Origin of the sequence: Hydrogenophaga sp., assembly GCF_031426985.1 — a bacterium.
Classification (GTDB): Bacteria; Pseudomonadota; Gammaproteobacteria; order Burkholderiales; family Burkholderiaceae_C; genus Hydrogenophaga.
Window position 1 is genome coordinate 1 of the sequence record NZ_JASJOY010000232.1, and the last position, 21,341, is coordinate 21,341.

25 protein-coding genes are annotated in these 21,341 nt (G+C 64.1%); 12 read left to right on the plus strand and 13 right to left on the minus strand.

What is annotated here, in order from left to right; genetic code table 11:
- The 4 genes from RMP09_RS23285 to RMP09_RS23300 all read left to right on the plus strand — a co-directional run.
- Nucleotides 1-239: acyl-CoA dehydrogenase family protein (locus tag RMP09_RS23285; protein ID WP_310568357.1), on the plus strand; the 239-nt coding region annotated here is incomplete at its 5' end.
- Nucleotides 240-267: 28 nt separating this feature from the next.
- Entirely contained in the window at nucleotides 268-588 is a 321-nt protein-coding gene (locus tag RMP09_RS23290; protein ID WP_305335799.1) for a 2Fe-2S iron-sulfur cluster-binding protein, read from the plus strand.
- 52 nt (nucleotides 589-640) lie between these two features.
- Nucleotides 641-1,828 carry an MFS transporter gene (locus tag RMP09_RS23295; protein WP_310568358.1) on the plus strand — a complete coding sequence of 396 codons (1,188 nt, stop codon included), beginning with the start codon at nucleotides 641-643 and terminating at the stop codon, nucleotides 1,826-1,828.
- A 58-nt stretch (nucleotides 1,829-1,886) separates the two neighbouring features.
- The gene (locus RMP09_RS23300; protein WP_310568359.1) at nucleotides 1,887-2,300 is read left to right on the plus strand and encodes a VOC family protein; all 414 of its coding nucleotides are present in this window, start codon (nucleotides 1,887-1,889) and stop codon (nucleotides 2,298-2,300) included.
- On the opposite strand, the gene RMP09_RS23305 is transcribed toward RMP09_RS23300, so the two are convergent.
- From RMP09_RS23305 to RMP09_RS23315, 3 genes are read right to left on the minus strand one after another with little or no spacing between them, the layout of a single operon-like run.
- Nucleotides 2,297-3,076 carry an SDR family oxidoreductase gene (locus tag RMP09_RS23305; RefSeq protein ID WP_304834709.1) on the minus strand — a complete coding sequence of 260 codons (780 nt, stop codon included), beginning with the start codon at nucleotides 3,074-3,076 and terminating at the stop codon, nucleotides 2,297-2,299. The two genes, RMP09_RS23300 and RMP09_RS23305, sit on opposite strands and share 4 nt — an antisense overlap.
- 9 nt (nucleotides 3,077-3,085) lie before the next feature.
- On the minus strand, nucleotides 3,086-4,072 hold the full coding sequence (locus RMP09_RS23310) for a tripartite tricarboxylate transporter substrate binding protein (RefSeq protein ID WP_310568360.1): 987 nt from the start codon (nucleotides 4,070-4,072) through the stop codon (nucleotides 3,086-3,088).
- A 13-nt stretch (nucleotides 4,073-4,085) separates the two neighbouring features.
- Complete coding sequence (locus tag RMP09_RS23315) at nucleotides 4,086-5,363, minus strand: cytochrome P450 (protein WP_310568361.1); 1,278 nt, start codon at nucleotides 5,361-5,363, stop codon at nucleotides 4,086-4,088.
- 249 nt (nucleotides 5,364-5,612) lie between these two features.
- On the opposite strand from RMP09_RS23315, the gene RMP09_RS23320 reads away from it, so the two are divergent.
- Genes RMP09_RS23320 through RMP09_RS23355 form a run of 8 tightly spaced genes read left to right on the plus strand, consistent with a single transcriptional unit; the run spans nucleotide 5,613 to nucleotide 13,285 of the window.
- Nucleotides 5,613-6,338 carry a TetR/AcrR family transcriptional regulator gene (locus RMP09_RS23320; RefSeq protein WP_310568362.1) on the plus strand — a complete coding sequence of 242 codons (726 nt, stop codon included), beginning with the start codon at nucleotides 5,613-5,615 and terminating at the stop codon, nucleotides 6,336-6,338.
- A gap of 30 nt (nucleotides 6,339-6,368) precedes the next feature.
- Nucleotides 6,369-7,973, plus strand: a complete 1,605-nt coding sequence (locus RMP09_RS23325) for an NAD(P)/FAD-dependent oxidoreductase (protein ID WP_310568363.1) — start codon at nucleotides 6,369-6,371, stop codon at nucleotides 7,971-7,973.
- 51 nt (nucleotides 7,974-8,024) lie between these two features.
- Nucleotides 8,025-9,314: a cytochrome P450 gene (locus tag RMP09_RS23330; RefSeq protein WP_310568364.1), complete on the plus strand. Its 1,290-nt coding sequence runs from the start codon at nucleotides 8,025-8,027 to the stop codon at nucleotides 9,312-9,314.
- Nucleotides 9,315-9,331: 17 nt separating this feature from the next.
- Nucleotides 9,332-10,363: a hypothetical protein gene (locus RMP09_RS23335; RefSeq protein ID WP_310568365.1), complete on the plus strand. Its 1,032-nt coding sequence runs from the start codon at nucleotides 9,332-9,334 to the stop codon at nucleotides 10,361-10,363.
- A gap of 15 nt (nucleotides 10,364-10,378) precedes the next feature.
- Complete coding sequence (locus RMP09_RS23340; protein WP_310568366.1) at nucleotides 10,379-10,729, plus strand: nuclear transport factor 2 family protein; 351 nt, start codon at nucleotides 10,379-10,381, stop codon at nucleotides 10,727-10,729.
- Nucleotides 10,730-10,753: 24 nt separating this feature from the next.
- On the plus strand, nucleotides 10,754-11,179 hold the full coding sequence (locus RMP09_RS23345; RefSeq protein WP_310568367.1) for a nuclear transport factor 2 family protein: 426 nt from the start codon (nucleotides 10,754-10,756) through the stop codon (nucleotides 11,177-11,179).
- Nucleotides 11,176-12,018 (plus strand): SDR family NAD(P)-dependent oxidoreductase, encoded by an 843-nt coding sequence (locus RMP09_RS23350; protein WP_310568368.1) that lies wholly within the window; start codon nucleotides 11,176-11,178, stop codon nucleotides 12,016-12,018. The genes RMP09_RS23345 and RMP09_RS23350 overlap by 4 nt, the downstream gene beginning before the upstream one ends.
- A gap of 46 nt (nucleotides 12,019-12,064) precedes the next feature.
- Nucleotides 12,065-13,285: an MFS transporter gene (locus RMP09_RS23355; RefSeq protein ID WP_310568369.1), complete on the plus strand. Its 1,221-nt coding sequence runs from the start codon at nucleotides 12,065-12,067 to the stop codon at nucleotides 13,283-13,285.
- Here RMP09_RS23355 and RMP09_RS23360 read toward each other — a convergent pair.
- The 10 genes from RMP09_RS23360 to RMP09_RS23405 form a co-directional block, all read right to left on the minus strand.
- Nucleotides 13,279-13,713: a dihydroneopterin aldolase gene (locus RMP09_RS23360; RefSeq protein ID WP_310568370.1), complete on the minus strand. Its 435-nt coding sequence runs from the start codon at nucleotides 13,711-13,713 to the stop codon at nucleotides 13,279-13,281. The genes RMP09_RS23355 and RMP09_RS23360 overlap by 7 nt on opposite strands.
- A 1-nt stretch (nucleotide 13,714) precedes the next feature.
- Nucleotides 13,715-14,491: an SDR family oxidoreductase gene (locus tag RMP09_RS23365; protein WP_310568379.1), complete on the minus strand. Its 777-nt coding sequence runs from the start codon at nucleotides 14,489-14,491 to the stop codon at nucleotides 13,715-13,717.
- Nucleotides 14,492-14,555: 64 nt separating this feature from the next.
- On the minus strand, nucleotides 14,556-15,134 hold the full coding sequence (locus RMP09_RS23370) for a glutathione S-transferase (protein ID WP_310568371.1): 579 nt from the start codon (nucleotides 15,132-15,134) through the stop codon (nucleotides 14,556-14,558).
- 65 nt (nucleotides 15,135-15,199) lie between these two features.
- Entirely contained in the window at nucleotides 15,200-16,285 is a 1,086-nt protein-coding gene (locus RMP09_RS23375) for an MFS transporter (RefSeq protein WP_310568372.1), read from the minus strand.
- Between the two features lie 97 nt (nucleotides 16,286-16,382).
- A complete protein-coding gene (locus RMP09_RS23380; protein WP_310568373.1) occupies nucleotides 16,383-16,931 on the minus strand; it encodes a glutathione peroxidase in 549 nt (182 codons plus the stop codon).
- Nucleotides 16,928-17,374 (minus strand): carboxymuconolactone decarboxylase family protein, encoded by a 447-nt coding sequence (locus tag RMP09_RS23385; protein ID WP_310568374.1) that lies wholly within the window; start codon nucleotides 17,372-17,374, stop codon nucleotides 16,928-16,930. Before RMP09_RS23385 ends, RMP09_RS23380 begins: the two co-directional genes overlap by 4 nt.
- Nucleotides 17,375-17,457: 83 nt before the next feature.
- A complete protein-coding gene (locus RMP09_RS23390; RefSeq protein WP_310568375.1) occupies nucleotides 17,458-18,633 on the minus strand; it encodes a thiolase family protein in 1,176 nt (391 codons plus the stop codon).
- Nucleotides 18,630-19,535 (minus strand): 3-hydroxyacyl-CoA dehydrogenase, encoded by a 906-nt coding sequence (locus tag RMP09_RS23395; RefSeq protein WP_310568376.1) that lies wholly within the window; start codon nucleotides 19,533-19,535, stop codon nucleotides 18,630-18,632. Before RMP09_RS23395 ends, RMP09_RS23390 begins: the two co-directional genes overlap by 4 nt.
- A gap of 19 nt (nucleotides 19,536-19,554) precedes the next feature.
- Nucleotides 19,555-20,400, minus strand: a complete 846-nt coding sequence (locus RMP09_RS23400; RefSeq protein WP_310568377.1) for a fumarylacetoacetate hydrolase family protein — start codon at nucleotides 20,398-20,400, stop codon at nucleotides 19,555-19,557.
- Nucleotides 20,397-21,341 (minus strand): amidohydrolase family protein (locus RMP09_RS23405; RefSeq protein ID WP_310568378.1); only part of this gene is annotated, 945 nt, incomplete at its 5' end. The genes RMP09_RS23400 and RMP09_RS23405, both read right to left, overlap by 4 nt.

Below are 21,341 nucleotides of genomic sequence, written 5' to 3' on the forward strand. Positions count from 1 at the left end.
TCGACGACTGCCTCGCGAAAGCGATGCGAGGCGAACTCAGTGCCGAGGTCGGTGCGATGTGCAAGCTCATGGGCTCCGAGATGCAGGGAAAAATCCTCGACGAGCTGCTGCAGCTGCACGGCGGCTATGGCTTCATGAGCGAGTACATGATCAGCCGCGCCTGGGTCGATGCCCGGGTGGCCCGCATCTATGGCGGCACGAGCGAGATCATGAAAGAGATCATCAGCCGATCGCTGTGACCCCCTCCCTCTATTTAAGGAAACACCCATGCCCAACATCATCTGCGTCACCCCCGACGGCAAACGAACCGAGCTGCAGGTCACCGAAGGCACCAGCGTGATGCAAGCCGCGCTGGCCAACGGTCTTCCGGGCCTCAACGCCGACTGTGGCGGGGCCTGCCAGTGCGCGACCTGCCACGTGTATGTCGAACAACCCTGGGCCGATCAACTGGCCGCCGTCGGTGACACCGAAGACGCCATGCTGGACTGCACGGGCGAGCCCCGTCAGCCCAACAGCCGACTGTCCTGCCAGTTGATGGTTACTGCTGCGCTGGACGGCATGGTGGTGCGGTTGCCCGCCGTGCAATAGTCTCCGATCACACCTCGCCCGATCAGGGTTCGGTCGCGGCCCAGGCCCCCACATGAGCGAACCTGCGGCAACGCCTGGGCGGATCAACCTCGGGATCGTTTCCATTGTCTGTTTCAACTTCGCGTCCTACGTCTGCAACGGGCTGCCGCTCGCGGTGCTGCCCGGTTATGTGCTGAGCGACCTGGACCTGGGTCCCGTGTTTGCCGGGCTGGTGATCGGCGTGCAGTACATGGCCACTTTGTTGTCGCGCCCGCTGGGCGGCCAGCTGGCCGACCGATGGGGTTCCAAACGCGTGGTGCTGTACGGGCTCGGCGGACTGGTTCTCAGCGGGGTGTTGACCAGCCTCGCGATCTTCCTACATGCCCCACTCTGGCTCGGCACAGGGCTGCTGCTGGCGGGACGCGTGGTTCTGGGCGTCTCCTCTGCCCTGGTATCGACACCGTGCTGCACCTGGGCCATCGGCCTGTACGGCACCCAGAACACGGCCCGCGTGATGTCGTGGAACGGCATCGCCGCCTACGGAGGTACCGCGCTGGGTGCCCCTCTGGGCGTGCTCGTTCGCGATGGAACACACCTGATCGGCATCGGACTGTGCACCGCCCTTCTCGGCTTTGCGGCCTTGCTGTTCGCATCGACCCGGCCAGCGGCAACCATCGTGTCGGGCGCCCGTCAACCCTTCCGCCATGTGTTCCTGGCGGTCATGCCCAACGGCGTCGCCATGGCCTGCAGTTCGGTGGGTTTTGGCAGCCTCACCGCCTTCATCGCGCTCTATTTCAACAGCCTCGGGTGGGATAACGCCGCCTACTGCCTGAGCAGTTTCGGTGTGGCGTTCATCGTCGCCCGACTGGTTTCCCCGAACTTGCTGCCACGGTTCGGTGGCTACCGGGTGGTCGCGGCGTGCATGCTCGTCCAGAGCCTGGGCTTGCTGCTGATATGGCAGGCCCCCTCACCCGAACTGGTGATGCTCGGTGCCGGGCTGACCGGTATCGGTGTTTCATGGGTCTACCCGGGGCTGGGGGTGGAAACCCTGGAGCGCACACCCCCTGCCAATCGGGGTGCATCACTCAGTGCCTTGTCGCTGTTCTTTGATCTGGCGGTGGGCCTGGCCGGACCTTTGATGGGCTTGATCGCCTCGGGTTGGGGTTACGCCGAGGTGTTCCTGGTCTCGGGGCTGCTGGGCATCGCGGGCTTCCTGCTGGTGATGCAGCTTCGTCGAACCGTCCACCGTTCCAGCGCCTGAAGGCACCCCACCCGTTCCACCCCGCGTGACCGAACCGGCGAGAGCCAAGGAGTCTGTTGTGATCCAGCGACCCGACCATTTCACCATCGTGACCGACCAACTGGAGGCCACCCGCAGCTTCTATGTCGACCTGCTGGGCATGCGCGAGGGACCGCGACCTCCGTTCCCGGTCCCGGGTCTGTGGCTCTATGTGCACGAGCACCCTGTCCTGCATGTGGTGGCCGTGGAGCAGATGCCCACGCCCCGACGGGGTGCGCTCGACCACATGGCCTATTGGGCCGAGGGCATGACCGACACCATCGCCGGCTTGCGTGCGCACGATGTGAATCTGCGCTTGATCCGTTCGCCGGGCGCGAACAGGACATGGCAGCTGTTTTTCAACGACCCCAACGGCGTTGAAGTTGAACTGGATTTTGCAGAAACCGAAACGCCTCCCGAAAACTGGAAAACGCTCTCTGCTCCGCTTCGTTAAATCAGGCCTTCGTAGCTGCCGCCATCCACCTGAAGGTTCTGGCCACTGATGTACCCCGCCTGCGCCGAACACAAAAAGGCACAGGCATCGGCCAGCTCCTCGGGTCGGCCAAACCGCCTGGCGGCGACCGGCTTGAGCAATTCGGCACGGGCCTGCTCCAGCGTGAGCTGCCGACGCTCGGCCAGCTGCCCGGTCATGTACCGAATGCGATCGGTCTCGATGCGCTCGGGCAGCAGGTTGTTGATGGTGACGTTGTCGCGCACCACCTCGTTGGACATCGCTTTCGAGAAAGCGGTCAGGCCCGCGCGCGAAGCGGTGGAAAGACCAAGCATCAACTTGGGTGACTTCACCATCGCCGAGGTGATGTTGACGATGCGCCCGAAGCGGCGCGCCCGCATCCCGGGCACCACCGCCTGAATCAGCAGAATGCCGCTGAGCATGTTGCTCTCAACGGCGGCGATCCAGGTGGCGTGGTCCCATTGCCCGGCCTCACCGGGCGCCGGCCCCCCGTTGTTGGTCACCAGGATGTCGGGGGCCGGGCAGGCGGCCAGCAACGCCGTGCGCCCTGCATCGGTGCTCACATCCGCCACCACCACAACGGGAGAGCGTCCCGAGATGGCAGCGATCTCCGCAGCGGTCGCATGCAGCGTGTCCGCGTGGCGACCATTGATCACCACCAGGCAGCCTTCGCGCGCGAGCGCCACGGCACAGGCCTTTCCGAGCCCCCGCGATGAAGCGCAGACGATGGCCTTGCGGCCCGCAATGCCCAGGTCCATCGTGGCCGCCTATTCGAGCTTGCCCATGCGCCGGACCGCCTGGGTCAGGCGTGCGGCATCCTGGTCCCAAAAGGTCCGGAACTCGGCCGCGTCCAGGTAGGCCGGGCCGCCCTCTGCCTTGAGCAACGCCTGCTTGAACTCGGCATTCTCTGTGGCCATCCGAAACGCAGAGCGCAGCCGGTCCACCACGGCAGCAGGGGTGTCCAGGGGAACAAACGCGCCCGTCCAGGGCTGCACATCCACATTCAGACCCAAAGCCGCGGTGTTTGGAACCGAAGGAAACTGCGGCCACGCTTCAGCGCCCACGGTTGCCAGGATGCGCAGCTTGCCGGCACGGACCTGGGACGTGATCGACGAGCGAGGCAGCATGGTGAAGTCCACCTGACCACCCAGCAGCCCCACCATCAAGGGACCGCCGCCCGCATAAGGAATGTGGTTGAGCTTCAGCTGCGCTTCATGGGCAAAGATCTCGATCGGCACGTGCACGGTGCCGTAGTTGCCCGACGAGCCGTAGCTCACCTCACCCGGCTTTGAGCGCGCCTGGACCATCATTTCGCCCAAGGATTTGAAAGGGCTCTCGGCCCTGACCACGATGGCCAGGGGGTCGGTGCTGATGCGTGCGATCGGCCTGAGCTGGCTCAACAAGAAAGCCGGCTTCTGCTGGTTGACCAATGCCTGCTCAGGCAAGGTGGACAAACTCGACAACGTGAAGAGGACCGAGTAGCCATCGGGCTTGCCAGTGGCCACCGCCGCCGCACCGATCGCACCCGCCGCACCGGCCCGGTTCAACACCACCACGGGTTGTCCGATCGCCCGTTCCAGCGAGGGTGCGAGCATTCGCGCCACGCTGTCGGCCAGACCACCAGGCGGAAATGGCACCACCAGATTCACGGCCCTGGCCGGATAGATTTCCTGGGCCATCAGCACGCTGGACAACCCACAGGCGGCACTGGCCAGCAGCATCTGGCGACGCGAGAGGGGGAATGGGTATTTCATACAGTGAAGCCCCTCAGTCCCACACCACATGCACTTCGTGCGGTCCACGCAGCTGTGCGCCGGTGATCTGGGGAGCAGGCTTCGTGGGATCCAGGCGCAGATGGGGCAACAAATCGAGCACCGCGTTCAGCGCCACCTGTATCTCGGTCTTGGCGATGAACTGGCCGATGCACATGTGCGGGCCAAAGCCAAATCCAAACGACGGCTTGGGTTTGCGGTCGATGTCGAACCGGTCCGCATGCTCGAAGGCTTCCTCATCGCGATTGGCCGACATCACGATGGCCTGCACCATGGCACCTTTGGGGATCTTCACCCCATCGATCTCCAGATCCTGCGCGGCTTGACGCACCTTGAACGTGGCCACGGGCTCGAATCGAACCGCTTCATCGATCGCTTTGCTGACCAGCGCGCGGTCGTTGCGAACACGCTCCAGCAATTCCGGACGCTCCAGCAGCAACACCAGCAGCGAACCGAACGTGCGCGTGGTGGTTTCTCCGGCGGCTGGCAACAGCGAACGAACAAAAGTGGTGATCTCGTGGTCGTCCAGTTGGCGGCCTTCATATTCCGCACGAATCAGCCGGCTGATCAGGTCCTCGCCCGTTGCACCCGCGGCTCGCACCTGAACCACCGCTTCCTTGACAGCATCGTAGAGCTGCTTGGCGGCTTCCATGGCCGCCCCACGTGCCTGGGCCGCCTTTTCCGGGTCGACCTGAGGGCCTGCCAGGATCGCAAGTGCCCAGGCCGCAACCTGTTTGACACGTTCAGGCTCGTTCTCCGGGAAGCCGATCAGCGAATAGATCAGGCGGATCGGGAAGTGCAACGCAAAGTCCATCAGATCGGCACGCTTGCTGGCCACCAGGGGCTGCAGGTACTCGCTGCGGATGATGGCGTCCATCTTCGGCTTCCACCGATTGACCACGTCGGGCATGAAGATCGGCTGCAGCAATGCACGGGCCTTGCGGTGCTCTTCTCCATCCATGCCGGTCAGGATCAGACCGTCAAAAAAAGCGCCCAAGCCTTCCGCAATGAAACCGCTGGTGAAGTTGGTCGCATCCCGAAGCACCGCCATCACCTCGCGGTACTTGAAGACGGTGAACGTCGGGCGGTTCGCGTCCAGCCCCGCAATGTTGGGAACACCGAGACCCGCCATGAAGTTCTCCGCGATCACTGGCGAGTCGCGGCGCATGACCGCGTAGACCGCGTTGAGATCGACATCGGAACCGCGGTAGTTATCTGCGACGCCCGCAAATGCCCGCTCAAGACTGCTGGTACTGGTGGTGGAGTTGGTCATTTCAGGTTTCATGCCCGGCACTCACATGGGTGCGTAGCATCGGTTTATTTATGAACAGTTTTTTAAATTCTGCATTACTTAACACGAAATCACAAGCGGGTAAACCTGCCTGAAATCATAGTAAACACCTATGTCACTTTGAATTTATATGATCACAATGTCGACAACTGTTCAACATTTGATCGACTTACTCCAGCAGGAATCGAACCTGGTTCTGCTCAACGACATCCGCCTCGTCACCTGAAGACCATGAACGCCCGCCAGGTCCACCTAGAACCGCCTGAAGATGAACAGCCTGAGGCCAATCATCGCCACCGAGTGGCGCGCGAGCGGCGTGCCCGCATGCGCGAACGCCTGATCGCGGCGACCATGGACGTCTACAGCCAGAGCCCCGGAGGACGCCGCCCCGTGATCGACGACGTGATCCGTGTGGCCGATGTGTCACGCGGCACTTTCTACAAGTACTTCGACACGTTGGACGAGGTGCTGGTCGAAATCGGCCGCAGCGCGGCGAGCGAGATGCTGCTCAGCTACGACCGCCTGTTCGGCCCCCTGGACGATAGCGCGGTGATGCTGGCCACAGGCCCGCTGATGGCACTAGCCCGAGCGGCGATGGACCCCCCTCACGGTGCCATCATTTCGCACGCAGACATGATCGACCGCACCAGCGGCGAGGACCCCCGACGCCAACTGGTTTACCGCAGCCTGAACCATGGACGCGATCAAGGCGTCTTCAAGTTCGACGCCATCGAGGCCGCCTTTGACCTGGTGATCGGCACCAGTGTCGAGGGAGCCAGGCGCATCTCCCGAACGGGCCAACTTGACGGCGCCGGCATCCGCGAGACCGTGGTCATGATCCTGCTGGGCCTGGGCATGCAGCGCCCCGCAGCTCGCCGGGCCGTCGACACCGCCTGGCAACTGCTGCAAGGCGCCTCCGAACACCTGCACTGGTGGAAACCGGTCAACCCGGTCTGAATCTGCCCCTCCCCGAATCTGCCCTTTTCCTTGCTGGAACCTTCTACTGGAACCCGAATGAGCACAAGCACACCTTACGACGCCATCGTCATTGGCGGAGGCCACAACGGACTGGCCTCCGCCTGCTACCTCGCCGCCGAGGGCCGCAAGGTCGTCGTGCTCGAATCCCTCGCCAAAGTCGGCGGCATGGCCTCGTCCGGCTACCTCATCCCCGAGGCGCCGAACCATCTGGTGCACCCCTGTGCGCTGGACCTGATGTCCCTGCGAGTGCATCCCATGATGCCGCAGGAACTGCAGCTGGAACGGCATGGCTTTCGCCAGACCGAAATGGACCCCGGCTATGTCTATCTGCACCCGGACGGCAGTTCGCTGGTGTTCGGCCGCAGTGCGGAGCAGACCGCCGCCGAGATCCGCCGCTTCAGTGCAGCGGATGCCACGGAATTCCTGGCCCTGATGAAACTGGTGAACACCTTCATCGACCTGGCCATCCCCATGATGCGGGTCGATCCGGCGCAGAAAAATCTGGGGGCGAAATGGCAGGCGCTCAAGGTCTTGATCAAGAACCGCCACATGAAGCCGGAGCTCATGGGCTTGATCGGGAGCCCCGCCTACACCTCCATCATGGAACGGTTCGAGCACCCGGTCACGCAGTCCGCCCTGTGCTGCCTGCTGGGTGCCGCCGGCCCCATCACCGGTGAAGCCACCGGCGTGTATTTCGCATTGCTGGGCTTCATCCAGCGCTTTGGCCTGGGCCGCGCCGTGGGGGGCATGCAGACGCTGTCCAATGCACTGGCGGCCCGCCTGACCGAGCTCGGGGGCGAGATACGACTCAACGCGCCTGTGGCCGAGATCGTGGCCCATAACGGGGAGGCTCAAGGCGTCCGTCTCGCCAGTGGTGAGGTGCTGACGTCGCGCAGCGTGATCGCTGCGGTGCACCCCAGGGTAGCGCTGCACATGGTGACGCCTGGCGCCGTCGAACGCCGCTACCTGACACGGGTCGATCTGGCACCGGCCAACGGCCATGGCGGTTCGCCCATGAAAATCGACATCGCGCTCAGCGGCCAGGTGCGCGCGAGCCGCCACGAAGCCCTGCGCAGCGACGGACTGAGCCTGCGCAAGAGCGTGCTGCTGATCGGCACCGTCGAAGCCGTGCTCGACAACTTCAAATGCGCGGCGCGCGGTGAAGTGTCCCAGCTGCCCTATTTGTGGGCCACGGCGCCGAGCGCGGTCGATCCCACTCAGGCCCCTGAGGGCCAGGACATTGCGTACCTGTACCCGATCGCCATGCCCCTGGAACCGCGCCAAGGATGGGATGCCATCCGGGCCCAGGTGACACAGACGGTCATCGATCAGACGGATGCGTACCTCCCCGGCCTCAAAGCGCTGGAGATCGGTCGCCGCGCAGAGGCTGCCCCTGACTTCGCCGCCCGGTTGAACGTTCCCAACGGCTGTGTGGTGCACATCGACACCGGGGCCTCGCGCACGGGACTCATGCGGCCTGCCTTTGGGCTGGGTGGCGAGACACTGCCCGTCAAGGGTCTGTTTTTCGGCGGCGCAGGCATCCATCCTGGTGGCGGTATCAACGGGCTGCCAGGTCGCATCGCAGCGGGCCGCGTGAAACGTTATCTGAAGTAAGTCCGTTATCCCAGCCTAGAAACCCACTTCCAACCCTGAAGGAGACACTCCATGACCACCCCCACCAAAGCCAGTACCGAAAACGCCCAGAAGCTGGAAGCAGCCTACGCCAGCGTGTCCGACCTCTACCGCGGCAAGACGGACGACCTCTATGCCGCTTGCCGCGAGATGCGCCAGACCACACGCGTCTACGAAGGTGACTTCATCGCCAAGTTCCTGGGGGTTCCGACCAACGCCGGACTGCAGACGAAACCGACCTACGCGGTGTTCCAGTACCAGGACGTGATGAACGTGCTCAAGGACGCCAACACCTTCACCAGCGGCTTCATCCTTGAAGGCATGGGCAAGGTATGGGACGGCCTGATGATCCTCGGCATGGACGGCGAGGCCCACCGCAAGGTCCGTGCCCTGCTTCAGCCGGCCTTCATGCCCGAAAACGTGAACAAGTGGCGCCCGAAGATCGATCGGGTCGTGCGTGAAGATTTCCTTCAGCCCTTGCTGCCCAACAAAAAAGCCGACCTCATGGAGATGGGCCTGCACTTTCCCGTGCGCGCCATGTACGCCCTGGTCGGATTCCCGGAAGACAACCCCGACCAGTACAACCAATACGCCACCTGGGCGCTGTCCATGTTGGCGGCGAACCAGCTGGACAAAGCCAAGGCCGAAGAAGGTCGCCGGATCGCGGCCATTGCCGTCAAGAGCCTGTACGACGCGCTGATGGAACAGGTGAAACGGCGCCGCGCCGAGGGTGCCACGGGTGACGACCTGATCACCCGCCTGATGAACGCCGAATACGAAGGTCACAAGCTGGATGACCACGAGGTCGCCACCTTCGCCCGCTCCTTGCTGCCCGCAGCCGGCGAGACCACCACGCGAACCTTCAGTGCCGCCATGACGTTCCTGCTGACGATCCCCGGCCTGCTCGAGCGTGTGCGCAACGACCGCAACCTGGTGCCCAAGCTGATTGACGAAGCCGTGCGCTTCGAACCCTCTTCCACCTTCAAGGTGCGCGAGACCTCGGCCGACGTGCAGATCGGCGACGTCCTGATCCCCAAGGGCTCCTTCGTGCAATGCATGGTCGCCTCGGCCAACCGCGACGAAAGCGCCTTCGAGAACCCGGACGTGTTTGACATCGACCGCCGCCAGAAACCGTCATTCGGCTTCGGCTTCGGACCGCACATGTGCATTGGCCAGTTTGTGGCCAAGCTCGAACTGAACTGCGCGATCAACGGCATCCTGGACCTCTTCCCCAATGTGCGGCTCGATCCCGAACAACCCGCACCCAAAATTGAAGGCGCCCACCTGCGCGGTGCCAAGCACGTGCACGTGATCTGGGACTGAGCAAGTAGCCACCGACCATGCGAACCTTCGACACCATCCCAGAACGCGCCGACTTCGGCTACCAGTGCCTGGTTGGCCCGCAAAAGGTCAGCGGCGCCCAGCTGGCCGACCTGCGTGACCACTTTGGCCTCAAGCTCACCAAACACATGCCATTTGGCAGCGTGCGCGACGAAGAAGGCCACATCTACTCCATGGTGCGCGCCCTCAACGCACCGGGCAGCACGCCCAACCCCACCAAGTTCATCTACCAGAGCACCCGCCTGGACGGAAAGAACATCCGTGTCGACAAGGAAAAGATCGCCCCCCGGGCGCTCACCATGTTCCCGGCGCGCGGACTCGACGGCGACACCGCCTGGTGGTCCAGCCACCCGGAAGACCCCGGCCAACCCTGGCGGCTGACCGCCTCGGGCACCGACTTTAGCTGGAAGGAAGAAGGCCTTTTCGACCTCACGGGCAAGCTCATCGGCAATGGCATGCAGTGGTACCTGCCCGGGGTGGACTGGGGCACCTTCTACGTCGCGCAGCTCTACGACGTGCAGGGCACCTGCGAGGGCAAAAAGGTCAAGGGCATCATTTCCCTGGACCAGGCCTGGATGGCCGAAGGCGCCGCCATCCACATGCACAAAGACCTGGTGGTCAACAACAAGATGCACGTCATCTGGTGGAACTTCGCCACGATCTACAAGGACGGGAGTTGGGACGTCGGCTCCTTCCTGGTCGGTCACGACAAACTGGGCTACGCCATTTTCCAGAACGAAAAGGGTGAGGTCCGCTGCACCACGGACACCGAGGGCACGGTGCGCCATGAAGCCGATGGCTGGTTTGCCGAAGAGGCTCGCATCGTGCTGGAAGGCAAGGAGGAGTGGGAATTCCTGCCCGACCCGAGGGGCCGGATGATCGATTTCGTGGGCGGCTTCCCCATCACCGCCCAGCAGGAGGGTCGCTGGCGCAAGGTGGGTGACACCCGTGAGCCCGACCGCTGGATGGCCTGGGGCGAAAGCGACAAACGAAACGGCACGGCACGCAATGTCCGTGGCACCGAAACCTGAACCGGAGACCACGCCATGGACACATCCACCATCGAACACTTTCTGCACACCCAGGTGCAGGCCTGGAACCGGGGCGACAAGGAGGGCTTCTTCGCCGCCTACCGCACAGCAGCACCCGAGGGCTTGCAGATCGAGTACGTGGGCCGCGGGCCTGCGGGTGAGGGCTGGCCGGTGCTGGAGGGCATGTGGGCCCAACAGAGCGCCAAGATCGAGATCGAAGAAGTCGCCCTGATCGTCAACGGCAACGAGGCCGCGTGTCACAACCGGAACAAAGTGCGCGGCAGCACGTTGGCCATCGAGACCATCGAGCTCTACAGCTTTGACAACGGCAAGCTCACCGTGCGCTATTTCGTTCGCCAACCTTGAGTGCCTGCACCGAAAGAAAACACCATGTCCCAGATCAACCCCGAGCAGATTCAACGTTTCATGACCGGCCAGGTTCGCTGTTGGAACCACCACGACAAGGCCGGTCTGCTGGCGCTTTACCGTGAAATGGCCCCTGCCGAACTGAACATCGAATACGTGGGCCGTGCCCAGCAGGCCGATGGCTGGCTCGTCATCGAAGAGATGTTCGACAAACACAACCACCAGTTTCGCCTGGAGGTGGTGAACACCATCATCAATGGCAACGAAGCCGCCGTTCACCACCGCAACTGCATCGTGGGCAGCAGCCAGGTGATCGAGAGCATCGAGACCTACCAGTTTGGCCCCGGCACGCTACACGTGCGCTACTTCCTGCAACCGCCCCAGGATGCCAGTGTGAATCTCGAACAGTTCCGCGGCTTCGCCGCCGCCGCCACACCGGAGACACCATGAGCAAGCCCGCACTCCCCGGCCCGCACGAGGGTCGGTTCAAAGGCCAGATCGCCATCGTCACGGGGGGTGCTTCCGGTATCGGTGAAGCCACCTGCCGGCGGCTCGTCGCCGAAGGCGCCACCGTGGTGGTGGCCGACGTCAACGCCGAACGTGCCGCGACACTGGCCTCAGAACTGGGCCCGCGTGCCAGTGCACAGGTCTTTGACGCTGCCGACGTGCGCAGCATCCAGCAACTGGTACAAGGAACGGTGGATCGTTTCGGCCATCTGGACGTGCTGCACAACAACGCCGCGTTGAGCTCTCCGGCCATTCACGCCAAAGACAAGAACGCCATCGACATCGAGTTCGAGGTCTGGGACCAGGTGATGGCGGTGAACCTGCGCGGCTACCTGGCGGGCTGCAAGTACGCCTTGCCGACCATGATCGCCCAGGGCGGCGGAGCGATCGTGAACACCGCATCCACCGGCGGGTTTTCGGGCGACATCACGCGCATGGCCTACAGCGTGTCCAAGGCCGCCATCATCGGCCTCACGCGCCAAATCGCCACCCACCATGGCACCCAGGGCGTGCGCTGCAATGCCGTTGCCCCGGGCCTGGTGCTGACACCGGGCACGCGCGGTGCGGCGGCCAGCGTGATCGACGTGATGCAGCGCCATTTGCTGGTGCCTGAATTCGGTGAACCCGAAGACATCGCCGCGCTGGTGTGCTTCCTGGCATCGAGTGAAGCGCGCTACATCAACGGCCAGACCTACATCGCCGACGGCGGCATGCTGGCCCACAACCCGACCATGGCCGACCTCGTCGACATGGCCAAATCCAAGAGCCATGGAACCCGGTGAACCTCTCCCGTTGCGGACGGCGCCAGCCGTTGGGCAGGCCGACCTGATGCCACACACGCCCTCCAACTCGCTGCTCGAACCCTTCCGAGGTTCGGGCTTTCGTTATTTGTGGCTGGCCTGGTTATCCGGCAACATGACCATGTGGATGCACGAGGTGACGGCCGCCTGGCGCATGACCCAGCTCACCGAAAGCCCCGTCTGGGTGGCCTGGGTGCAGGCGGCCGGCACACTGCCCCTGTTTGTGCTGGGTCTGGCCAGCGGCGCCCTGGCCGATCTGCTCAACCGCAGACGTTTTCTGGCCGTGGCACAAGCCTGGATCGCTGTGGTGGCGGCGGTTCTGGCGGTCCTCGCCGGCAGCAATGCCCTGACGCCAGGCACGCTGTTGCTGCTGTGCCTGCTCAATGGCATCGGCTTGGCGTTCCGGTTCCCGGTGTTTTCGGCCCTGGTGCCCGACCTGGTCGAGCGGCGCCTGCTCTCGTCGGCCCTGACCCTGAACGCGCTGGCCATCAACCTGACACGTGTGCTGGGTCCGATCGTCGCGGGCATCGTGCTGGCCTGGCAAGGGTCGGCGATGGTGTTTGCGCTCAATGCCGTGCTGTCAATTCTGGCTGGCGTGCTGATCTGGCGTGCCCCTATTCCCCCGCACACGCCCCCCACCGAGCGCACCCGGTTGCTGCAGGCCATGCGCGATGGCGTGGGCCACGCACGGGCCTCGCCCATCCTCCGGGCGGTGTTGTTCCGCGCTTTCGTGTTTTTCGCCCAGGCCGTGGCCTTGGTGGCCTTGCTGCCTCTGGTCGCCAAAGGTCTTGGTGCCAACGAAGCCACCTACACCGCCCTGCTCGCGGCCATGGGCGCGGGCGCCGTGCTCGCAGCCATGGCCCTGCCCCGTCTGCCAGCCATGGCGGCGCGCAACCGCATCATCGATGCCGGCGTCTGGCTGCACGCGCTGGCCACGCTGGGCGCTGTCTGGGCGCCCAACGCGTGGACGCTGGCACCCGCGCTGGCGCTCTCGGGTGCGGTCTGGCTGTGTGTGGCCAACACGCTCACCATGTCGGCCCAGCTGGTGCTGCCCACCAAGCTGCGCGCCCGCGGCATGGCAATCTACCAGATGAGCATCATGGGCGGCAGCGCCGGAGGAGCTGTTCTGTGGGGCGTGGTGGCCGAGCACACCTCGGTGAGTTCATCCCTGGTGGTCTCCGCGGTGTTCAGCGTGCTGCTGCTGCTGTGGACCCATGGCACCAGCCTGGAAGAGCGCACCCCTCACTGAGTCTGCTGTGCCTGAACGCCCAGGGGGTGCTGCCTGGCGTCTTTGAATCCAAACACCTCCACCCCGACCGCTTCGCAGTCGGGGTAGACATCGGGCTTTTCGGTCGAGACCCTTGCGGCCACCACCTGGGGATGGGCCAGCAACACGCGCAGCAGATCATCGGCCAGCGTTTCCTGCAGCCGGATGTGCCCTCGATCCACCCGTTCACGAACGATCTCACGCACAAAGTCGTAGTCCACCACCTCATCCAGCGCATCGCCCACAGGCGTGCTGCAAGCAAGTGGCACGTACAGATCCACATTGATCCGAACGCGTTGCCGGCGCCCCTGTTCAAAGGCATGCGCCCCGATGCCGATATCCACCTCATGGTTACGCAGGAACAGACGCCTGCATTGCGCCAGTTCGGAAATCAGGAGCGCGTGGGGCATGTCAGTGGGCTTCCATTTCGCGTGCCAGAAACATCACGTCGCGCGTTTGGCGAGACAGGTGCTGGCCACCGTCCACCAGGATCGTGGAGCCGGTCGTGGCGGGCGAGGTCAGCAAGAAGCGCACGGCACTGGCGATGTCCTCCGGTGGCGAACTTCGTTCCAGTGGATTGAGCCGCTGGCCCACATCAAACTCCTGTTCGCTCATCGGGCCCGACAGCAGGGTGAGACCCGGGGCCACGCCACTCACACGCAGCTGCGGCGCCATGGCCATGGCCAGCATCTTGGTGGCCGCCTCCAGCGCCGCCTTGGACAGGGTGTAGGAGAAGTAGTCAGGGTTGGGATTCCACAACTTCTGATCGAGCAGATTCACCACGCACCCCGTGCGTCCGGTGTCTTTCAGGTGCTGGTACAGACCTTGGGCCAGCAAAATGGCGGGCGCGGTGTTGGCCTTCCAGTGCCGCTCCATGGCTGCCAGTCCGCAGGTCTCGGCGTTGTCGTACTCAAAGGTGGATGCGTTGTTCACCACCGCATCGATGCGGCCGAATCGCTTCACCACCTCGGGCACCAGCGCACAGCAACTGGCCTCGTCACTCAAATCGGCAAAGAGGGCTTCCGCCTGCCCTGGGTGGCGGCGCAGTTCCCGCAAGGTGTCTTGCGCTTCGGCCGACGAATGGCGGTAGCTGAACGCGACGCTCCATCCGGCGGTAGCCAGGTCGAGCGCGATGGCCCGCCCGATGCGGCGTGCGCCGCCGGTGACAAGTACGACAGAACGGGACATCAATGTGCGCTCCAGATAACGAATGGGGATCGGGCGAGGAAACGGTTGACTACCGTGCGGCGACTCAGCGGTCCAGGGCCAAAGCACGGCGCCGCGCGGGGCGGTCGGCACGTGCGAGGTAGGCGTCGACGACCGGACAGTCGCCCAGCAGCGGCCGAGCCATCTCGAACAGGCTCATGAACAGGATGTCGGCAGCGGTGAAACGTCGGCCGAGCAGGTAGGGGCCGCGTTGCAAGGTGTGCCTGATGTGCCGCATCATTGATTCGTTGAGGCCGCCCATCGCCGGGTCCTGCGCCAGCAGACCCTGCCCCTTCATGTAGACCAGCGGTTCGGTCAAGCCCACCTGATAGAACAGCCAGGTGAGGTAGGCGCCGCGCAGCGCATGGCCCACCGGCACACCGACTTCCGCATCGGGATACAGATCGGTCAGGTACAGAGCAATGGCAGCCGTTTCCGACACCAGATGACCCTCGTGTTCCAGTGCCGGCGTGAATCCGTGCGGATGCGGGTTGCGAGGATCAGCCTCGCTTCCGTCGGCGCGCGGGTACTTCACCACCACAATCTCCCGGTCGGCGCCCAGCTCCTCCAGCAGCCACAGGATGCGCGTTGAATTGGAACCGGGTGAGTGATACAGCTTCAGCATCGTGTTTCCTTGCGGTGGTTTGACCAGAGTGATTGACGTGGGTGCACAGTGGTGTGCTGGACCCGTCAGGCGTGCCTGGCCCGGGAAGGCAAGCCGAATGCGGCCCAGGCGCCCGCAGACAGCGCCGCCCCGGTCATCCAGAACACCGGCGCGACACCCAGCACGGCGCCCACGGCGCCGAAACTCAAGGGCATCACCAGGGTGGAGAAGTGGATGACGGTGGACCGAAGCCCCAGCGCCTCACCCTGGCGCTCGGGCTGTGTGAAGCTGTGCAGGCTGGACATGACCGCGGGCTGGATGGCACCCAGTCCCAGGCCCATGGTGCCGGCACAGACGGCCATGGCCCACGCACTGTCCAGCCAGGGGTAGAGCAGAAACACCGACGCCGTCAGGGCCAGCGCGCCGGTCATCACCCACCGGGGTTGCAAACGCTCCGCCATGAATGGAATCGCCAGTCGCACGGAGGCCGACGTGACGGCGTAGCTGGCCAGCACCATGGCAATGGCGGATGCGCTCAATCCCCGCTCATGGCCCAGGATCGGCAAGGCAAATGCGTGTGCGTCCCAGCAAGCGGCAATCAGCCAGTTGATGAAGAACAGCCGCCGAAGATCACTGTTCCCCAGCAGGTCCCAGGCCTTCTGTGGCGCGGCCACCGGTTTGGTCGGCGCCCGGGGTGCTTCAGCAGGCACCCGGGTGGTGGCAAGCAGCGTCCCCAAGGGAAACAGCGCCAAACCGACAAACGCGGCGCGGTAGCTCACTTGGTCGATCAGCGCGCCCGCCAGCAAGGGGCCGACAAAGGTGGCGATGGACGGAGCGAGGGCCACCCAGCTGAAAATTTTCAGGCGTTCGGCCTCGCCACGGGCCAGCCGGCCGGCGGTGCGCTGGAGCGAAATCATGCCCATCGCGGAGCCGGCACCCACCATGGCAGCAGCGGCTCCCAGTGCCCACACATGGGAACTCAACGCAGCGAGCATCGCACCCACCAGGGCCAGCAAGGCGCCGATGCGCGTCGCCAGGTGGTACCCCCGCCGGTCCACCAGGCGACCGGCGGGAATGGCCAGCAAAAAGGGGAACACGGCAAACAGGGCCATCAGCAGCCCGATCACGGCCGCGCCACGCGACTCGTTCACCGCCAGCAAGGGGATGGTCATGCGCATGCCGTTGAGGCAACCATGCAAACCGACCTGGGCAGCGACCAGCGTCAGCAGCGTCCACCCGAACCGGGAACGCTCGCTGCGGGTCGCCGGATCAACTGAGGGCATCCTCGATGGCCGAAATCAGCCGTGCGTCGTTGGGTGTCACATCGGGGGCAAAACGGGCCACCACGGTACCGTTGCGGTCGATCAGGAATTTTTCAAAATTCCACATCACATCGGTGTCGCCCTTGGGCAGCAGTTGGTGCTTGCTCAAGGTGTCGCGCAGCAGCGAATCACCAGACGCCAGGGCTTGTGGCTGCGCGGCAATAAGCGCGGCGTACAGTGGATGGCGGGGTTCGCTGTTGATGCGCAGTTTGGAGAACAACGGAAAGTTCACGTGGTACTCGGTGTCGCAGAAGTCGCGAATCTCGCCCTCGCTTCCCGGCTCCTGACCGGCAAAGTCGTTGCACGGAAATCCCGTGACTTGCAGCCCACGGTGGTGAAACCGGTCGTACAGGGCCTGCAGGCCGGCGTACTGCGGGGTCAGGCCACATTTGGACGCCACATTGACGACCAGAATCACCTGCCCCTTGAATGGAGCGAGGCTGGTATCGGAACCGTCCAGGGCTTGAAGGGGGATGTCGAAAATCGATGAGCTCATCGGGGTGTTTCCTCGTAGGCTTGTTGAACCAAAGTCATGCGACCACCCGCCAGCATCAACGCGCAGAACATCTGCAGCTCCACGGTTTCGGCGGTCGAAAAGTGCGCCGCCAGCGCGGCAAAATGGGGTTCATCAATGGCGTGTGCGTCGGCCGCGAACAGCTCGGCATAGATCAGCGCCGCGCGCTCGGCCGGCGTGAAGTGCTCGCTGCCGGGTTGCAGGCAGTTGAGGGCTTCAATGTCTTGCGCGTCCACACGATCACTTTTGCGCGCCAGTTGGCAGGCCTGGCACTGCGTGATGCTGGCGATGCGCAGGCGCACCAGCTCCCGCAGGCGCGCGTCCAGCACCCCATGGTTGTGGAACTGGTCCAGCAGCGCCAGCCAAGCCAGCGCCGCCTGCGGCCGGTGGGCCCACACCTGGACTGGCACGGTGGAGCTGAGCATGCGGGTGTCCACACCCCGCTGCACGGCCTCACCCAGTGGCCTCGGAAAATCGGCCAGCGGAACCAGCGGCAGGCGCGCCACGGCTACAGACGCTCGATCAGCGTGGCGGTGGCCATGCCACCAGCGCAACAGATGGCCTGCAGCGCGTAGCGGCCACTGCGGCGCTCCAGCTCGTGCAGCATCGAGGTCATGATGCGCGCACCACTGGCCCCCAGGGGGTGGCCCAGCGCGATGGCGCCGCCATTGACATTCAACCGCTCGGCGGACACACCCAGCTCCTTCATCCACACCATCGGCACCGGCGCGAACGCTTCGTTGATCTCAAAGAGGTCAATGTCGTCCAGCGTGAGGCCCGCCTGTGCCAGCACTTTGCGGGTGGCCGCGATCGGCCCCGTCAGCATCAGCGTGGGGTCGGAGCCCACCGTGGTCATGGCGCAAATGCGGGCGCGGGGTTTGAGACCCAGCGACTCGGCCTTGGCCGAGGACATCAGCAGCAACGCGGCCGCACCATCGGAAATCTGTGACGAGTTTCCGGCGGTCAGGCGCCCGTCTGGGCGAAAACTGGTCTTGAGGGTCGCCAGCTTTTCAGCCGCCGTACCCGGGCGGATCGTTTCATCCGCAGAGAACAGCTGCGCCTCGCCCTCGGCGCTCTTCTCACGCACTTGCGCCACAGGCACCGACACGATTTCTTTCTGGAAATGGCCGGCCAGCGCAGCGGCGGCCGCACGGCGGTGGCTTTCCACCGCGAACGCATCGAGTTCCTCGCGCACCAGTCCCCATTGATCGCACAGACGTTCAGCGGCTTCGCCTTGTCCGGTCATTTCGTAGCGGTCGGCCGCCATCCAGCCAAAGGCCTCGCCGTGGATGCTGCGGTTGCTGCCCATGGGCACCCGGCTCATGTTTTCGGCACCGCCGGCCACGACCACATCGGCCGAGCCGAAGGCAATCAGGCCTGCGGCCACGTGCACGGCCTCCTCACCCGAACCGCATTTGCGATCAATCGTCAGGCCGGGAATCGAGCAAGGCCAGCCGGCACCCAGCAGTGCGGTGCGTGCAATGTTGGCCGACTGTTCGCCCACTTGCGTGACGCAGCCGAAAATGACGTCGTCCACGACTTCCGGTTCAAGCCCGGCGCGGGTGATGAGTTCGTCCAGAACCACGGCCCCCAGGTGATCGGCACGAACGCCCGCCAGGCTGCCCTTGAATTTTCCGACGGGCGTGCGAACCGCACCGACGATCACGACATCAGCGCGGCTCACAGAACGCTCGCTTTCAGGCCGGAGCCAGGAACACGTTGGCCCTTGTCGTCGTACTGGTAGACGCCCGCGCCGGTCTTTCGGCCGTGGCGACCGGAGGCCACCATCTTGATGATCAGCGGGCACGGGCGGAACTTGTCACCCAAGGTGGAATGCAGGTAGCGGAGCACCGACAGCCGGGTGTCCCATCCAGTCAAATCGCCCAGCTCCAGCGGTCCCATCGGATGGTTGAAACCCATGCGCAGCGCGGTGTCGATGTCTTCGGCCGTGGCCACGCCCTCCTGCAGCATCCACATCGCTTCGTTGCCCAGCATGGCCGACATGCGGCTGGTGGTCAGGCCGGGGGACTCGTTGACGATGATCGACGTCTTGCCCAAGGCATCGCTGTACTCACGGGACTTGGCCACCGTTTCGTCGCTGGTAGCGATGCCGCGCACCAGTTCGACCAGTTTCATTTTGTGCACCGGGTTGAAGAAGTGCATGCCCACCACGCGCTCGGGGTTGGGCACGGCCGTGGCGATCTCGGTCACGCTCAGCGCAGAGGTGTTGCTGGCGATGATGGCGTGGGGCAGCATGTGGGCGGCGGCCGTGGCCACCACCTGCTTCTTCACCACGATGTTTTCGGTCACGGTTTCGACCAGCAACGCCGCCCCTGCGGATGCCGTGGCCAGATCCACTTGCGTGGTGAGACGAGCCTTGGCGGCCTCGGCCACCGCAGCATCGAGTTTGCCGAGGCGAACGCCGTCGTCCAGGATCTTGGCCACGGCGGCGAGCGCCTTGGCGGCCGCGGCCTCGTTGCTGTCCACCAGCACGGTGGAGAACCCCGAACTGGCGAAGGCATGGGCAATGCCCGTTCCCATCAGGCCGCCACCGACGACGACCACTTTGTTTTGCGTGATGCTCATTTGATTTCTTTCTGAATGTTTATTGCTTCGCCGTGACGGTGTTGCGCAGGACACCAATGCCCGGGATTTCAGCTTCCACCACGTCACCCACCTGGAGGAATTTGCCGGAACCCTGCCCCGTGCCGGCTGGCGAACCGGTGAACATGACATCGCCGCTTTCGAAGCTCGAACGTTCGTCCACAAACTTCACCAGCTCCGCCACATCCCAGGTCATCTCGGCGGTGTCGCCGTCCTGCCGAAGCTCGCCATTCACGCGCAGCAAAAGACGGAGCGACAACTTGCCTGCAGAGGGAAATTCATCGCGGGTCACGATCCAGGGTCCGAGTCCCGTGGTCTGGTCGCCGCTTTTGGCTGCAAACAGGTCCATCCCCACACCGGGCGGACCACTGCGCTGCAGATCGCGCGAACTCACGTCGTTGCCCACGGTATACCCCAACACACTGGCGATCGGGTCCTGGCGATTGACCACATCACCGATCACCGCCACCAGCTCCACCTCGTGGTCCAGCTCCTGGGTCAAGGGGGGGTAACGCAGCGCGTCGTTGGCCCCGATGAGTGCGCCGTAGGCCTTCAGGAAGGCGATGGGCTGGCTGTGGCTTTTGATGCCGAAGTCTGCTGCGAGGTGCTTGGCGTAGTTGGCGCCCGCCACCACCACCCGGTTGCTCTTCTCGATCGGGGGCAGAAGTCTCACCGAAGCCATGGGCAGCACCGCCCCGGTGAACCGCAGTGCGGACACCCCCTCACCACGGGTGACCGATGGCCCCCAATCGGGCACGCCGCCCTCGATCGGGCGAAGCTCCCCTCGTTCGGTATCCACCAGCGCCCAGAACGGTGCGCCGCCATCGGAGCAGCGTGCGAGTTTCATGCGACGACTTTGGTGGCAGGTTTGCCCAGCTTGGCCGGATCGAGATGCAGCAGTTCACACGCGTTTTTCCAGCGGATTTTCTGCAGATCGTCATCCGACAGACGAAGGCCATCGGTCAGGTCGTGGCGAACGGCGTCACTGCCACCAAAGTTGCTGCCATACAGCACGCGGTCGGCGCCGATGATGTCGACCAGGGCCTGGCGCATCGGCACTTCGTGCAGCTCCACGTCAAACCAGAAATTCTTCAGGTATTCCTCGACGGGCTTCTTGTTGAATTTCACATCCAGATTGCGGTTGGTCTGGGCCAGACGACCGAGCTGGTAGGGGATGTATCCGCCACCGTGCGTGATGTAGACCTTCAGTTCGGGGAAGCGATCCAGCACGCCACCGTTGATGAGGTACCAGAAGAAACGCGTTTCGTCGTAGTTCATGCCCACGATGGCCGTGGTCTCGTACTTGTCGTGGTCGGCCTGCATGCCCCAGGTGACCGACTGGTTGTAGCCGTGAATGAAGATCGGCAGATCCAGGTCACACATCGTTTTCCAGACCACATCGAGTTGCGGCGAATCGGCTTCCAGGCCGCCGAAGTTCGCGCCACCAGCCACCAGTCCTTTGGCACCCAGCTCGGTGCAGGCACGGCGAATTTCCTTCGCCGCATCGTGCGGTGCATTCAGCGGCGCATGGGCCCAGAACATCAGGCGATCTGGCGCTGCTGAGCAGTAGTCAGCCAGGATGTCGTTGACCTTGGTGGCAAAACGGACCGAGAACTCGGGGTCGGCCCAGTACATGTAGCAATGCGAAGGGACCGACAGCACTTGCGCGTTCTGGCCCGCGGCGTCCATGCCGTTCAGGCGGTTTTTCGGATCTGCCCACCGCGCCATGTATTCCTCGACGCTCGGACCATTGCCGGCGCGCACAGCCGCCTTGCGCTCGGGCGAGCC